This window comes from Alphaproteobacteria bacterium, from assembly GCA_037200005.1.
Taxonomy (GTDB): Bacteria; Pseudomonadota; Alphaproteobacteria; order UBA9219; family RFNS01; genus JBBCGY01.
On record JBBCGY010000002.1, the window covers coordinates 385416 to 400511 of the forward strand.

General features: G+C 58.7%; 14 protein-coding genes and 2 tRNA genes. 9 read left to right on the forward strand and 7 right to left on the reverse strand.

The window, feature by feature from the left end; translation table 11 throughout:
• Positions 1–94 precede the first annotated feature (94 nt).
• From WDO70_11640 to WDO70_11650, 3 genes are all read left to right on the forward strand, one after another.
• Positions 95–170: transfer RNA gene (locus WDO70_11640), tRNA-Ala, on the forward strand.
• Positions 171–523: 353 nt separating this feature from the next.
• Positions 524–1543 (forward strand): GNAT family N-acetyltransferase, encoded by a 1020-nt coding sequence (locus WDO70_11645; protein MEJ0063814.1) that lies wholly within the window; start codon positions 524–526, stop codon positions 1541–1543.
• 155 nt (positions 1544–1698) lie between these two features.
• Positions 1699–2853 carry an NAD(P)/FAD-dependent oxidoreductase gene (locus WDO70_11650; protein ID MEJ0063815.1) on the forward strand — a complete coding sequence of 385 codons (1155 nt, stop codon included), beginning with the start codon at positions 1699–1701 and terminating at the stop codon, positions 2851–2853.
• Here WDO70_11650 and WDO70_11655 read toward each other — a convergent pair.
• From WDO70_11655 to WDO70_11670, 4 genes are read right to left on the reverse strand one after another with little or no spacing between them, the layout of a single operon-like run.
• The gene (locus WDO70_11655; protein ID MEJ0063816.1) at positions 2837–3214 is read right to left on the reverse strand and encodes a cupredoxin domain-containing protein; all 378 of its coding nucleotides are present in this window, start codon (positions 3212–3214) and stop codon (positions 2837–2839) included. The genes WDO70_11650 and WDO70_11655 overlap by 17 nt on opposite strands.
• 2 nt (positions 3215–3216) lie before the next feature.
• Entirely contained in the window at positions 3217–4242 is a 1026-nt protein-coding gene (locus tag WDO70_11660) for a sulfite exporter TauE/SafE family protein (protein MEJ0063817.1), read from the reverse strand.
• A complete protein-coding gene (locus tag WDO70_11665) occupies positions 4239–6512 on the reverse strand; it encodes a heavy metal translocating P-type ATPase (protein MEJ0063818.1) in 2274 nt (757 codons plus the stop codon). Before WDO70_11665 ends, WDO70_11660 begins: the two co-directional genes overlap by 4 nt.
• Positions 6509–6784, reverse strand: coding sequence for a metal-sensitive transcriptional regulator (locus tag WDO70_11670; protein ID MEJ0063819.1), 276 nt, complete (start codon positions 6782–6784; stop codon positions 6509–6511). Before WDO70_11670 ends, WDO70_11665 begins: the two co-directional genes overlap by 4 nt.
• Before the next feature lie 140 nt (positions 6785–6924).
• Here WDO70_11670 and WDO70_11675 point away from each other — a divergent pair, with 140 nt between their 5' ends.
• The 4 genes from WDO70_11675 to WDO70_11690 all read left to right on the forward strand — a co-directional run bounded on the left by WDO70_11675 (position 6925) and on the right by WDO70_11690 (position 11080).
• Positions 6925–7404 carry a hypothetical protein gene (locus tag WDO70_11675; protein MEJ0063820.1) on the forward strand — a complete coding sequence of 160 codons (480 nt, stop codon included), beginning with the start codon at positions 6925–6927 and terminating at the stop codon, positions 7402–7404.
• 443 nt (positions 7405–7847) lie between these two features.
• Complete coding sequence (locus WDO70_11680) at positions 7848–9950, forward strand: sodium-translocating pyrophosphatase (protein MEJ0063821.1); 2103 nt, start codon at positions 7848–7850, stop codon at positions 9948–9950.
• Positions 9951–10024: 74 nt separating this feature from the next.
• A tRNA-Pro gene (locus tag WDO70_11685) sits at positions 10025–10101 on the forward strand.
• A gap of 217 nt (positions 10102–10318) precedes the next feature.
• Positions 10319–11080 carry an MBL fold metallo-hydrolase gene (locus WDO70_11690; GenBank protein MEJ0063822.1) on the forward strand — a complete coding sequence of 254 codons (762 nt, stop codon included), beginning with the start codon at positions 10319–10321 and terminating at the stop codon, positions 11078–11080.
• Between the two features lie 66 nt (positions 11081–11146).
• Here WDO70_11690 and WDO70_11695 read toward each other — a convergent pair whose 3' ends face one another.
• Positions 11147–11353 (reverse strand): YdcH family protein, encoded by a 207-nt coding sequence (locus WDO70_11695; GenBank protein ID MEJ0063823.1) that lies wholly within the window; start codon positions 11351–11353, stop codon positions 11147–11149.
• Positions 11354–11518: 165 nt separating this feature from the next.
• Positions 11519–12607, reverse strand: a complete 1089-nt coding sequence (locus WDO70_11700; GenBank protein ID MEJ0063824.1) for an ATP-dependent 6-phosphofructokinase — start codon at positions 12605–12607, stop codon at positions 11519–11521.
• Positions 12608–12777: 170 nt separating this feature from the next.
• Here WDO70_11700 and WDO70_11705 point away from each other — a divergent pair, with 170 nt between their 5' ends.
• Positions 12778–12978, forward strand: a complete 201-nt coding sequence (locus WDO70_11705) for a DUF465 domain-containing protein (GenBank protein MEJ0063825.1) — start codon at positions 12778–12780, stop codon at positions 12976–12978.
• Between the two features lie 144 nt (positions 12979–13122).
• Complete coding sequence (locus WDO70_11710) at positions 13123–14427, forward strand: MFS transporter (protein ID MEJ0063826.1); 1305 nt, start codon at positions 13123–13125, stop codon at positions 14425–14427.
• Here the strand turns inward: WDO70_11710 and WDO70_11715 are convergent.
• On the reverse strand, positions 14424–15035 hold the full coding sequence (locus WDO70_11715; protein MEJ0063827.1) for a diguanylate cyclase: 612 nt from the start codon (positions 15033–15035) through the stop codon (positions 14424–14426). The two genes, WDO70_11710 and WDO70_11715, sit on opposite strands and share 4 nt — an antisense overlap.
• Positions 15036–15096: the final 61 nt, after the last annotated feature.

Here is a 15096-nt window from a genome sequence, read left to right on the forward strand (position 1 = left end):
AGCCGTTGATTAAGCGTCGATATGAAGCATTTTCCCGGCTTTGCCGCTTGACAAGAGGGGGTGTCGGCTCATAATTCATGCACTTCCATGCGGTGGGGCTGTAGCTCAGCTGGGAGAGCGCGTCGTTCGCAATGACGAGGTCGTGAGTTCGATCCTCATCAGCTCCACCACCGGTTTTTCTTATCGAGCATAGCGAGATTAGAAAAACCGAGTGTCCCACCGAAGCTCCGCGAAGCGGAGCGAAGGGGGACTGGTTGAGGCAGCGCTGTCCCGCGACCAAGAAGACTTTCCAATCATTTCCGTTAAGTTGACTGAGCGATGCTCTCCCTCTTGTGGAAGGCGCATATTTTGCAATGACGGAAAATCCGGCTCGCCGCTTCGGCATATTGAATAGGTGCCGCACCCTAGCTTGCGATCATTTATTAACGATATCTTTTTGAATAAGTTTTATTATTTTGCGCGGTTCTGGTCTTCTTCCATCCTCGCAGGTATTTCATTGCCGTCCGCCGACTTCAGCATTGAGGTGTCCAGCGATATCGACGCCGTGCAAGGCGATTGGGAGCATCTTGAATCAAAAGGCTTGTTGACGGCGTTTCAAACGCGAGCGTGGTTGCTGCCCTTTTACAAGATTCTGGCGCCGCACCTGAATGCGACGCCTGTTTTCGTGCTTGTCCGCGACAAATCCAGCGGTCTTCCCGTGATGCTGCTGCCGTTATGCTCGCGGCGGCTTTATGGACTCACCGTCATCGAATTCGCCGATGGCGGCATTAGCGACTATAACGCTCCCCTCATTGCCAAAGGCTTCGATCCTGGCGCTTCCGAATGGCGGGAGCTTTGGCGCGCCGTCAAGGCGGCGCTTGGACAAGGATCCATGCTAAGGCTTATAAAAATGCCGCATCTCATCGCCGGTTTTCCGAACCCGCTGCTTCAATGCATGAACGCGACGGTCATGGATGTCGCGGCCTGGGGCACCCCTTTGCCTCCGACGCTTGCCGAATACGACGCGCATGTCGCCTCTCCCGATTTCATGCGATCCCTTGAAAAGAAAGTACGCCGCCTGGCGAAGCATGGCGAAATCGGATATGCCGCCGCGCAGACCCAGGACGAAAAGCGCGCCGTATTCGACATTCTGGCTCAACAAAGACAGGCGCGCTGCGACGTAACCGGCTGGTCCAACACTATGGCCGATCCCGTCTATCGCCGGTATTACGAGTCCGTCGTGGACGAGGCTCCGAGAGAATTCCTCAATCTTGGCGCGGTGAGGATCGGCGGCACGGTCATCGGCACCATGCTCGCCCTTATTCATGGAGGCGTGTTTTACGTCATTCTGCCGACATATCTGGGCACCCAGTGGCAGAGATATTCTCTGGGAAGCCTCGTCATACGAGAGTCGGTCAAATATTGCTTCGATCATGGGATCGGCTTTTTCGATATTACGATAGGCGACGAGGCCTATAAGAAGGATTTTGGCACGGCGCCAAGCAATCTTTATTACGCCTTCGAGCCGCTGACGCGGTCGGCTGGGCCGCCGCTCTGGCCCTGACGTGTTATATGCGCCTCAAAAAGATGGCCAAGCAATATCTTCAGCGCGATGGCTCTCGTTGGCGCTTGCGCGCGCCGGAAACGGCATAGCGCCGCTTTCATTTTGCCAGGGAGCCAAGTATGGGGCACGACTCAATTGAGGTCCAGAATGACGCCATGGCGGCGGAAACGGATGCGGTGGACGTTCTGATCGTCGGCGCCGGTTTCGCTGGGTCTCTGGCCGCCATCGCGCTTGGACGCGCGGGCCATAAGGTCATGCTCGTCGATATTCACGCCGCAAGCCCCCGCACGCTGTTCCGCGCGGAAAAATTATCCGGCGACCAGGTCGATTTGCTCGAAAAGCTCGGCATGCTTGACGTCTTTAAGGCTGCGTCCGTGCGGATCCCGGAATTCATCAATACCAGGGGCGGACATGTCATCGATCGCAGCAAGGTCGAGGAATATGGCTTACTCTATCCCGATATGATTGACCTGTTGCGCGCGCATATGCCTGCCGGGGTTTTCAAGCAGGGACGCATCGCGGATATCGAATTGAGCGGCGATAGGCAACGAGTCGTTCTGACGGACGGCGAGACGATCCGCGCGCGCCTGGTGGTGCTGGCGACCGGACAGGGTGAGGCGCTTTGCCGCAAGCTTGGGTTTCAGCGCCGCCAGCTGCATCCTCAAGATACGATTTGCGTCGGATTTTCACTTCGGCCCCCGGCTGCGGGATTCCGCTTTCCCGGACTCATCGCTTACGGCGAACGCTTCGGCGACGGCGTCGATTATTTGACGCTGTTTCCTCTAGACGACGGGACGATGCGCGGGAATCTTTTCATGTTCTCGGATATCCGCGATCCTCGCCTTGATGATTTGCGCGGCCGGGGATTGCCGGCCTTGCTCGACATCCAGCCCGGCCTGCGGCGTTGGCTGGACGGCTGCGAATGGATCGGAAAGGCTGCTGTGCTTGGCGTCGAGCTTTCCAGGAACGACGATGCCGTTCGCGATGGCGTCGTTCTCATCGGCGACGCCTTTAGGATTTCCTGCCCGTCGGTGGGAACGGGCCTGAGCTGCGCTTTGTCCGACGTCGTGCAACTCCGCGAGCATGTTTCCGACTGGCTGAAAACGCCGGGCATGGAAGCGGCGAAAATCAATTCTTTCTACACGGACGCCATCAAAGCCGCGCGCGACGCCGACGCCCACAGGATGGCGATCAAGCGCCGCTTTATGTGCCGCGCCGCGCCGCTTTCCTACTTGTATGTGGCGGCGCATTTCACGTGGCGGATCCTGCGCCATTGGCTGCGACGGGCGCTTCCTACTCCACAAACTTGACCGTAAAACTATACATTCCCATGCCGCACAGGCCGGTGAGTTCCGTGCCGGGTTTCTGCGGCGGAACGTCGATCTCGGTCAAACCGGTCGATGGCAGGCGCGCTTTGTAACCGAGACTTGGAATGACCAGCGTGGTCGAGCAATCGAAGGTCGCCTCCGTGACGACGCGCAGTTTGAGCCGCTCATTCGCCTTGGCCGTGGAGGTTTCTGGCTCATAGCCGTTCTTGGCGCTGATGGTGATCGTTTGCTGCTTCTCTGGAGCCGCCGGGATATTTTCACTATAGGCTATGGAGGGCGCGACAAGGAATGCCGTCATTCCGGCGAGGGCAAGGGCAAGCAGCGCGCATTTCGTTTTTTTCATCGTCATATCCTTATAGGCTTGATGAGTCCGGCGACCGCCAGCGCGTTCGCCAGATTGTAGGCCGCGAAGCCGATCACGACCAATCCGGCGGTTTTGAAGAATATGCCGGACATCTTTTTGCCGTGGATGCCTAGCGAAGCGAAGCTGAGCAAGCCGAGAACCGGCAGCGTGCCGAGCGCGAAACTCAGCATGATCGCGGCTCCCGCCCAGAAATGGCCGGTCGATAATGCGTAAATCTGCATCGATTGCGTGAAGCCGCAAGGCAGGAAAAACGTCGCCGCGCCGAGTAGGGCAGGGGTCAGCGTGTGGTTGATCTGTTTCCATTCCAGCAAATGTCCGGTGATGAAGCGCGGCAGCGCGGGCTGGAATTTATCGGCCCACGGCATGACGTCGAGCAAATTGACGCCGAGGATCAGCATTACGAGCGCCGTCATGATATTCAAGACCATCATGCCGGTCAGTCCCAGCGGAAATTCCGCGCCGATGACGCCGATGATGCCGCCGAGCGCGAAAAACGCGGCAAGCCTGGCGGCATGGAACAGCAATTGCGGCGCGATCTTGTCGCCGGTTTTGGCAAAATTGGCCGAGATCGAAAGCGTCAGGCCGCCGACCACGGCCATGCAGGTGGAAAGCGACGCGATAATCCCGATAATGAAAGCGCTCGCGTAATTGACGTTTTCCATTCCCGCTAGGTTCATGATTCCAGATTTTTGCAGCAGGATGAACAGGCCGAGAAATCCGGCGGCCAGCGGCGCGGCTATGGCGACTTCGCGCCATGCGATGTGTTTCTTCTGTTTTTCCAGGAACAGGCGATAGCCGTGTTTCTCGATATAGGCGTTTAATGAATGGACAAGTTCGGCGCGCTCATGGCCGTGAAAATCTCCCGTGACTTCGATTTGATGCAGCCGCAGCGACGCCTTGGCCCGTTCGACGCCGGGCGCATCGCCGAGATCGCTTTCGATCAGCATGACGCAGGCTTTGCAATGCATGCCCGTGACGTGGAAAAGATGGGTGGCCGGGCTGCTCATAGCCGCATGGCCTTCAACCGCAGGGAATTGGCGACGACCGAGACACTGGAAAAGGCCATGGCTATTCCGGCGAAGGCTGGCGACAGCATCGAGCCGAAGAGCGGATAAAATACGCCCGCGGCAAGCGGAATTCCGGCGAGATTATATATGAAGGCCCAGAATAAATTCTGCTTCACGCCGCGCATTACCATGCGGGAAAGCCGCGCCGCCTTGACGAGCTTAGTCAAATCGCCATTCAGCAGCGTAAGTCCGGCGGTTTCGATGGCGATATCCGAGCCGGTGCCCATGGCGATGCCGATATCGGCCTCGGCCAGCGCGGGCGCGTCGTTGATGCCGTCGCCCGCCATGGCGACGATATGGCCTTGGCTTTTCAATTCCTGAATCTTCGCCAGCTTGCCTTGCGGCAGAACTTCGGCGACGACTTCGCTGATGCCGACCTGCGAGGCGATATGCCGGGCGGTATTGCCATCGTCTCCCGTCAGCATGACCGGGGTCATGCCCAGCCGCTTGAGATTGACGATCGCCGCCGCCGCTTCCGGCCTGACGGTATCGGCGATCAGGAAAACGCCGAGGATTTTTTCATGCGTGGCAAGGAAAACCGGCGTTTTCCCCTGCCGCGTTCCGGCGGCGATGGCGTCTTCCTCGACGGCAAGATGCAAATCCTCCATCAATTTCGCGTTCCCGGCGAAATATTCCGCGCCGCCGATCTTGCCCTTAATGCCCTTGCCCTCGATGGCGGCAAAGTCTTCGACCGTCGAGGGCGTGATCCCGTGCGCCGCGGCATAGACCATGATCGCATGCGCCAAGGGGTGTTCCGATTTATTTTCCAGCGCGGCAAGGATGGCAAGCAGATAGGCTTCGTCCTTCTGCGCCGTGAAGTTTTTAATGTTGACCAGCTCAGGCTTGCCCTTCGTGATCGTGCCGGTCTTGTCGAAGACGATGATGTCGGCCTTTTGCAGCCGCTCCAGCGTTGCCGCGTCTTTGATGAGAATGCCCTCGCGTGCGCCCTTGCCGACGCCGACGATGATGGCCGTGGGCGTGGCGAGTCCCAGCGCGCAGGGGCAGGCGATGACCAGGACGCTGACCATGGCGGTCACGGCATAGGAGAAAGCCTGCGCGAAACCCAGCGCGGGAATGCCGAAAATCAGCCAACCCGCAAAAGACAGCAGAGCCAGAACCAGAACGATCGGAACGAATATGCCGGCAATCTTATCGGCTAAGGCCTGAATCGGCGCTTTGCTGTTCTGCGCGTTTTCGACCATGCGCACGATGGCGGCCAGCATGGTATCGGCGCCGACCTTCGTCGCGCGGAACGTAAAGCTGCCCGTGCCGTTGATCGTGCCGCCGGTGACGGTGTCTCCGGGTTTCTTCGCGGCCGGATCGGGTTCGCCGGTTATCATCGATTCATCGATATGTGATGATCCTTCGAGCACAATTCCATCGACCGGAAGCTTCGCGCCCGGCTTGACGACGATGACGTCGCCGACGAGGACTTGCTCGACGGGGATTTCCGTCTCCACGCCCTGGCGCAGGACACGCGCGGTCTTGGCTTGCAGATCGAGCAATTGCCGGATCGCATAGCCGGTTTTCAGCCTGGCACGGGCTTCGAGATATTTACCCAGCGTGATGAAGGCGATCACCACGATGGCGGCGTCGTAATAATTATGCTCGACATTGATATAGGGACGCAGCGATTCCTCGAACGCGGTAACGATAAAGCTGTAGATATAGGCGACCCCGGTGCCGAGGCCGATCAGCGTATCCATATTGGCCGCGCCGTAGCGAATGAAACGGTAAACTCCGGCGAGATAGGGCTTCCCTACCGCGAACAGCGCGTAGGTCGCCATAACCGGCAACAGATGATGGAAAAAATATTTGATCGTTGCTGACATCGCGAAGGATGGATTTGCTTCCCCCAGCATTTCCCACGTCATGATGAAAATGCTGATGGCGGCAAGCGGCATGACGGCAATCACGTTGCCGCGCAGCGCCGCGACTTCCGGCGGCATGTCCGGCTCCGCCGCTGTGTCGTTTGCGGTCTTTTCAGTTTTCTCGACGACCAGATGATAGCCGAGCGGCGCGATGGCGGCCTCCATGGCTTTGGGGCCGGTCTGGCCGCCGTCGAATTCCACTTTAGCACCGCTGGTCGCGTAATTGACCTCGGCGCGGGCGACGCCGGGAATTTTCGCGAGAGTCTTTTCAATGATCGCGGCGCAGGACGCGCAATGCATGCCTTCGATCTTGTAGGCGTGGCTTGTCATGTCGGTCATTTGCTCAGCTTCGCGAGGGTTGTCACCAGTTCGTCGATCTTGCCGCGCTGCTCGCGGGCATTGCCATGCCGGAAAGCGTCGCCGACGCAGCAGGATATATGGTTTTTCAGGATATCCTTCTCTACCCGGTGCAGGGAGGCTCGGACAGCGGCAATCTGCGTCAGCACGTCGATGCAGTAACGGCCTTCCTCGACCATGCCGAGGATGCCGCGCACTTGCCCCTCGATGCGGCGGAGCTGGGTGACGGTCTTCTTGTCTGCTGTGGGATACATGCCGCTATGATACCCCATGGGGGTATGTGGGTCAAGGGGACGCGTTAGAAGATTGCGATGGAGATTGGCGCGGCTGTTAAGCATTCCTTCAACCGGATCGGTTAAAGTGCATAAACCTTATTCAGGCATCGGGGCCGAACGTGTTGATAAAAGATAAAAATAAGACGCTCGCCTGGATTGCCGCATGCGCGCTTGTGCTGTTGCTGGCGCAACCGGCTTTTGCCGCCGAAAAAAAGAAGACCGTCGCCAAGCCCGGAGAAGGCGCGCCCAAATCCAGCGAAACCGGCGGTCTGGGCGGCCAGAAAGTGTATGTCAGCATCGGCCCGATTATTCTGCCGGTCGTCACCGACGCAGGCCCGCAGCAGATCATCACGATGATCGTCTCGCTGCAGGTGAAAGACACCAATGTGTCGGACGATGTGCGCGAAAGGCTGCCGCGACTGGTCGATGCCTATATGCGCGCGCTATACGGCAAGCTCGACGGCAAGAATATGCAGCATGGCACGATCGTGAATATCGATTTCATCAAACGCCAAGTCACCGCCGCTACCGATGAGATCATGGGCAAGGGCGTGGTCGAAGATGTCCTGATCCAGGCCGTCGCCCAGCGGCAGGTCTGAGCGCGACCCCTAATTTTTTAGTGGATATTGTGTTTTGGGGATGGCTTGGGCTGTCTTCTGCGGCCGCTGGGCACGACGGGCAGCAGTTCCTCCCTGACCTCTTTGATTATGGTTCTGTCGGGCGTATATCCAGGCGTCGAGGGCACCACCACTATTTCGCCCATTCCCGAAGATTCAGAGTCCGCTTCTGGCAATCCTGGTGTCCATGGCCGCATGCTTCACCCTAAATTTCGACTCGATATCGTAGCATAAAGATGCCCGGCGATTGTTAACAATTCGTAATGTTCGTTGCTTGATTTGATGTTCCGCGTCCTATCGTTGCAGCCTCTTGCTTTTGCATCGGCCTTTGGGCATTCTCCGCCCACATTTTCAGCGCGGCGCAAGGCCGTTCAAGACGCCTCCCTTCCTGTCTTCATATCCGAAACAAATCGAGGAAGAATCCGATGCAACAAATTGATATGCTTGTCATTTTTGGCGGTATCGCTGCGGCGTTGTTATACGGGATCATTATTGGCAGGCAAATTCTCTCTGCCGATGCGGGCAATGCGCGGATGCAGGAAATCGCCGCCGCGATCCAGGAAGGGGCGAGAGCCTATCTTGACCGTCAATATCAAACCATCGGGCTGGTAGGTGCCGTCATCGGCGCGATCCTGGGTCTGGTGTTAGGGCTTCACGTCGCCATAGGATTCATCATCGGCGCGGTATTGTCGGGCGTGGCCGGTTATATCGGTATGAATGTCTCGGTGCGCGCCAATGTGCGCACGGCAGCCGCCGCGCAGCGCGGTCTGCAGCCGGCTCTCGATATATCGTTCAAGTCGGGCGCGATCACCGGCATGCTCGTGGTGGGGCTGGGGCTGCTGGGCGTGGCCGGTTATTACCTCGTGTTGATGGCCTGGAAGGGCGATGACATTCGCGCCATCATCGAAGCCCTGGTGGCGCTCAGTTTCGGCGCTTCCCTGATTTCTATCTTCGCGCGGCTGGGCGGCGGCATTTTCACCAAGGGCGCCGATGTCGGCGCCGATCTGGTGGGCAAGGTCGAAGCCGGCATTCCCGAGGACGATCCCCGCAACCCCGCCGTGATCGCGGATAATGTCGGCGACAATGTCGGCGACTGCGCGGGCATGGCGGCGGATTTGTTCGAGACTTATGCCGTCACGATGGTGGCGACCATGCTGCTGGCGGCGACTTTCTTCACCGGCCATATGCGGGAAGTCATGATGGTCTATCCGCTGCTGATCGGCGGCGCCTGCATCGTTACCTCCGTCGGCGGAACGTTTTTCGTTCAGCTTGGTAAAAGCAATAACATCATGGGCGCTCTTTATAAGGGACTCATCGCCACCGGCCTGGCTTCCGCGGCCTTGATCTACGGCATTACCAGCGAATATCTCGGCTTCGACCGGCAGCTTGGCGAAGTCGGCGGCAAGATCATCACCGGCGGCGGCCTGATGACCTGCTCGCTGATCGGGCTCGCGGTCACGGCGCTGATGGTCTGGATCACCGAATATTACACTTCCACGGCATTCCGCCCGGTGCGCAGCGTCGCGGCGGCTTCCGTCAACGGCCACGGCACCAACGTCATTCAGGGGCTTGCCGTATCGATGGAATCCACGGCCTTGCCGGTGATCGTGATCTGCCTTGGCATCATCACGTCGTATATGACGGCGGGATTGTTCGGGATCAGCATCGCCGCGACGACGATGCTGGCGCTTGCGGGCATGATCGTCGCGCTCGACGCCTATGGTCCGGTGACGGATAATGCCGGCGGCATCGCCGAAATGTCGGATATGCCAAAGGATATCCGCGTGACCACCGACGCGCTCGACGCGGTCGGCAACACCACCAAGGCCGTGACCAAGGGCTATGCGATCGCATCCGCCGGACTCGCGTCGCTGGTGCTGTTCGCGGCCTATATCGAGGACCTCGCGCATTACTTTCCGCATGTCGAAGTCAAGTTCGAGCTGCAAAATCCGTTCGTCGTCGTCGGCCTGTTTATCGGCGGCGCGCTCCCGTATCTGTTCGGCGCGATGGGCATGACGGCGGTGGGACGCGCGGCGGGATCGGTGGTGCAGGAAGTGCGCCGCCAGTTCCGCGAAATCCCCGGCATCATGGAAGGCACCGCCAAGCCGCAATACGGCGTGGCGGTCGATATGCTGACCAAGGCCGCGATCAGGGAAATGATCGTGCCGTCGCTGCTGCCGATCGCGTCGCCGATCATATTGTTCCTGGTGGTCTATGCGACGGTCGATCTGGCCGAAGCCTTCACCACATTGGGAGCCATGCTGCTCGGGACCATCGTGACGGGCCTGTTCGTCGCCATCTCGATGACGTCGGGCGGCGGCGCTTGGGACAACGCCAAGAAATATATCGAGGAAGGCCACCATGGCGGTAAGGGTTCCGACCCGCACAAGGCCGCCGTGACGGGAGATACCGTCGGCGATCCCTATAAGGATACGGCCGGCCCGGCGGTCAATCCGATGATCAAGATCATCAATATCGTCGCGATCCTGCTGCTCGCCATCCTGGCGCGGCTGGGCGTTGGCGGTTGATTTGCGTCTTCCGGCGCAAGCCCTCCGGGAAAGATTGCATTCTCGGCGGCGGCGGCGCTATATTCCGCCCGTGTCGGAGTATAGCGCAGCCTGGTAGCGCATCAGTCTGGGGGACTGAGGGCCGTGGGTTCAAATCCCGCTACTCCGACCATCTCCACCACAATGAACCCATGCGGAGGATATAATGGCTAAAGGACAGATGAGATCGAACCGGGAAGCCAAGAAGCCCAAAAAAGCGGCGCCTCCAAAGCCCCAGGCGGGTTCTTCGCCTTTCGGCCAGAAGCCGACCAAGGACTCCAAAAAGTAAGCATGTCTGAGCACCGGAAAACGCCTGGCCGTTGCTGGAAAGCCGTGAGCTAGGGCTAGGCATGAAAATCACCGTACTTGGCTGCGGCGGATCGGGCGGCGTGCCGACGGTTGCGGGCGATTGGGGCGTCTGCGATCCGAATGAGCCGAAGAACAATCGCACCCGTCCTTCCATTCTGGTCGAGGACGAAGACATCACGCTGCTTGTCGATACCACGCCGGATATGCGCGCCCAGTTATTGCGCGCGCGGCCTGAAAAGATCAGCGCCATTCTCTACACCCACGCGCATGCCGACCATATGCATGGGTTCGACGATATCCGCTATCTCAATCTCCGGCAGCAAAAGCCGATGGATATCTATGCCGATGCCGTAACGCTCGCCGAGATCCGGCATCGTTTCGCCTATGCTTTTCTTCACAAGGAAGAAGGGAAGTTTTTTCGGCCCGCCGTGGTCTGCCATGAAATAACCGGCGCCATGCAATTCGGCAGCATGACCGTGCGGCCCTTCGTTCAGGATCACGGCCATTCGGAAAGCCTGGGATTCCGTTTCGGCGATTTCGCCTATTCCACTGACGCGAAAAATCTGGACGAGGCTGCGTTCAAAGCTTTAGAGGGGATCAAAACCTGGATCGTCGACGCCGTTCGCGACGAGCCGCATATGACGCATTCCCATTTGGAGCAAACCCTGGAATGGATCGCCCGCGTGAAGCCGGAACGGGCTTACATCACGCATATGAACCAGACGCTGGATTACAATGATTTGAAGCGGCGCTTGCCGCCGGGCGTCGAGCCGGCCTATGACGGGCTTGAGATAATAATATAGCCCATATAACAATATAGCTCCCCCTGCCAAAGGAGGGGGAGCTACGTCGATAGCGGTAATGATGGCTTATGCGCGTTGTCGTTGTTGACCCATATTACTGTCGCTATCGGCATGGGCGAGGCTGAAAATCTTGTCTTTCAGCTTAAGTTTTTCCCGTTTGAATTGCCGGACTCTCGTAATGTCGGGGAGGGGGCGGTGCTCTTCTTCGGAAAGCCATCCATCAAGTTCGGCGTGGCGTTTGCGTAAGGTCTCAATCCGTTGAATCAATGACATTTCGGCACCTCCCTCGTTACGTTGAGTTTGTAAACCGGGACGAAGTATATACGATTCCAACATAAAAAACTCATGTGTCGTGCTGCAACGCACTACAAAAGCAATAAGATTTCGTATTCGGAATGATTGTCTGGCCGACCAATAGCTTATTAAATTTTTCTTAACCTAGTCGCCAAAACAAATGCCTAAGCCTCTAGCGGTCAACATCAAAGTGCCGTCCTGCTGAACGTTTTGATATTGTTTGATGGCATCCGTGATGGCGACATCGACGACTTTGCGGTTCTGCCAGGCGACCATGCGGTCGCTTTTGCCTTCCTTGAGCAGCTCGACGGCATGGACGCCGAAGGCGGAAGCCAGCAGCCGGTCTTGGGCGCTGGGCTGGCCGCCGCGCTGCACATGGCCGAGCGTCGTGACGCGGGTTTCGGCATTGGACATCTCGGAAATCTGTTCGGCGATATAGGTACCGATTCCGCCCAACCGCTTTTGCCCGCCGTGGAAATTCTTGGTGAGGTTGCCTCCGTCGACGGTCTTGACCGCTTCGGATACGACCATGAGCGCGAAATTGCGTCCCTGGTCGCGCAACTGGGTGATATGCGTGGCGACCTTGCGGATGTCATAGGGAATTTCAGGAATCAGGATGACATCGGCGCCACCGGCAATGCCTGCCGCCAGTGCGATATGCCCGGCATCGCGTCCCATGACTTCAAGCACCATGACGCGGTCGTGGCTCGCGGCGGTCGGCTGCAGCCGGTCGAGGGCTTCGGTCGCGATGGCGACGGCGGTATCGAAGCCGATCGAAGTCTCGGTCATGCCGAGGTCGTTATCGATGGTCTTGGGAACGCCGATCAGCGAGAATCCGCCTTGTTGCGCCAGGCGGCGCAGGATCGCCAAGCTGCCGTCGCCGCCGATGCCGATGACGGCGTCGATGCCGAGCTTTTTGATGCCGTCGATGATTTCGTTCGACCGGTCCTTGAGCGTGCCGTCCGGCATGGGATAGGCGAAGGGGTCGCCCTTATTGGTGGTGCCGAGAACCGTGCCGCCGAGCCGCAGCATGATGGTGTCGACGTCGGCGACGCTCAGCGGCCTGATGCCGGGCGGATCGATCAGCAGGCCGTGCGTGCCGTCCAGAATGCCGACCACTTCCCATCCCAGGGTGGCGGCATGAAGCACGACGGCGCGGATAACGGCGTTAAGCCCGGCGCAGTCGCCGCCGCTCGTAAGAATGCCGATGCGCTTAGCAGGAGTTTTAGCCATGGAAAACCTATTGGAGAATCAAGGAAGAGCAATATAAATAGGGAATGGGTTAACATGACAAGAAAAATGACAAGAAAAAATGGCTTTTAGCGTTATTTTCTGATATGAAGAACTGGGTGGACGGGACTTTAACCCCGAAGCCATTTTCGGAAAATCAGGCACGAATGTTAATGGAAGACCAGGAACAATTAAAGGCGCGCCTGGCCGCGCTGAAGGCCGAGCATAGGGACCTTGACGATGCTATCGCCGCATTGGCGCAGCGCACCACCCCCGATCTCCTGCAATTGCAGCGCCTGAAGAAAAAAAAGCTCCAAATCAAGGATCAGGCCATGCAAATCGAAGGCAAGATGCTTCCGGATATCATCGCCTGATGAGGGCGTTAGACGTGTTTTGCCGGGCCGCGCCTTTGCGCGGCGAATCGCCGCTATGACCGCTGCTGGCCAGAATTCCGGTTGCGCGTGATAAGCCGCATCATCTAAAGATAGCATGATCTCATCTGGCCGGAGAGCATGCGCATGAAAAAGTTCTGGCAAGCCGTTACGACCGACCGCCGCATTGCGCTGGCCGTCATGGTCGCGGCGCTCGGTTATTTCGTCGATGTTTTCGACCTTATCCTCTTCGCAATTCTGCGCGTGCCGAGCCTCAAGGCCATCGGCGTCAGCGGCGACGCTCTGATGAGCGAGGGCATGTATCTGCTCAATATGCAAATGGGCGGCATGCTCGCGGGCGGCTTGCTGTGGGGCATATTGGGGGACAAGCTCGGGCGGATCAAAGTCCTGTTCGGCTCGATCCTGCTTTATTCCATAGGCAATATCGGCAACGCCTTTGTCGCCGACATTCCGCAATACGCGCTGTGCCGTTTCATAACCGGCGTCGGGCTGGCGGGCGAAGTCGGCGCGGCCATCACGCTGGTCACCGAAATGATGCCCAAGGAAACGCGCGGCTACGGCACCATGGTGATCGTCGTCATGGGCAGCCTGGGCGCGGTCGTCGCGGGCCTGATCGGCGACATGATGAGCTGGACGAACGCCTATATCGTCGGCGGCGTGATGGGGCTGGCGCTGCTGGCGATGCGCGTCTCGCTATGCGAAAGCGGGATTTTCCGCGCGGCCTGCGCGCACAAGGATTTGCGTCATGGCGACGTGATGATGATCCTGACCTCTCCCGCGCGGCTGATGCGGTACATATACTGCATTCTCGTCGGCGTGCCGCTATGGTTCGTGATCGGCGTGCTGATCGCCTTCGCGCCCGAGATCGGAACCGCGCTCGGCATGCAAGAAGTTCCCAAGACGATATACGCGACGATGATTTATTACGGCAGCCTGACCTTCGGCACGCTATTCTGCGGCATGATCAGTCAAAATCTGGGCAGCCGCAAGCGCGCCATCGCGCTGTTCATCGCGATGGGCCTCGTGTTCAGCCTTGCGGTGCTGCTGTTGCCGCTATCTTCGGCGAATCTGTATTACGCGCTGTGCGTGCCGCTCGGCTTCTGCGGCGGTTTCTGGGTGGTCTTTCTCACCATGGTGGCCGAGCAGTTCGGCGCCAATCTCCGCGCCACGGCCACGACATCGGCCCCGAATTTCGTGCGCGGCTCCATCGTGCCGATTACGCTGGCGTTCGGCGCCATGAAGGAAAGCCTAGGCGTCTTGAACAGCGCCGCGATCCTCGCCGTCGCCGTATTCGGTCTCAGCCTGCTGGCGCTCGCGCGCCTGCGGGAGAGCTTTCACAACGACATGGACTATGTGGAAATCAAAGGCGGGGCCATGACCCTGGCCGAGCTGGAAGAAAGCGCCGCCGTGCCGGAAGGGGCGCCTGGCTAGCTTGCTTTTTTCCCCAGCATCGCCCTGGCGGCGGACTGGATGCCGTTCGTCACGTCTTCGCGCCCGGCGAAAGTGTAAGCGCCGAAGCTGACCTCCAGCACGAAAACCTGGCCGTGGATTTTGCGCACGGCATCCCGCATATGCTCGGCAAGAAGTTCGGCCTTGCGCCAGGCGTCGTCGGTGCCGCAGCGCGTCAGCAGCACGCCGAATTCGCTGGCGTCGAGTCTTCCCACGATATCGCAGGCGCGCACCTGTCCCAAAAGCCGGTCGCCGATGACGCGGATCGCGGCGTTGGTGACGTTGCGTCCGGATTGCTCGGTCAGGGTGCCGAGATTGTCGCAATCGAAATAGATCAGGCTCGACGTCCCGCCATAGCGTTCCTCGAGCGCCAGCAGCCGCGCCACTTCGCGGTTGAACTCCGGCCGCGACAGAATCATGCCGAAGGCCGGCGTTTCTTCGCTGGCGCTCTGCCTGGCCTGGAATTCGATGAGTTTTTGCTGAACCCGCGCATGATCGGCGCGGAACTTCTGCCATGCGGCGCGCTGCTCCGGCGTCAAGGCGGCGTCGGCGAGGGGATCATGATCTGGCGGAAAACTGGTCTGCGGCATAATCTCCGGCCTTGGAATGCGAATCAAATCAGGCTAGTTTGGTTTCCTCTCTCAAGGGGAG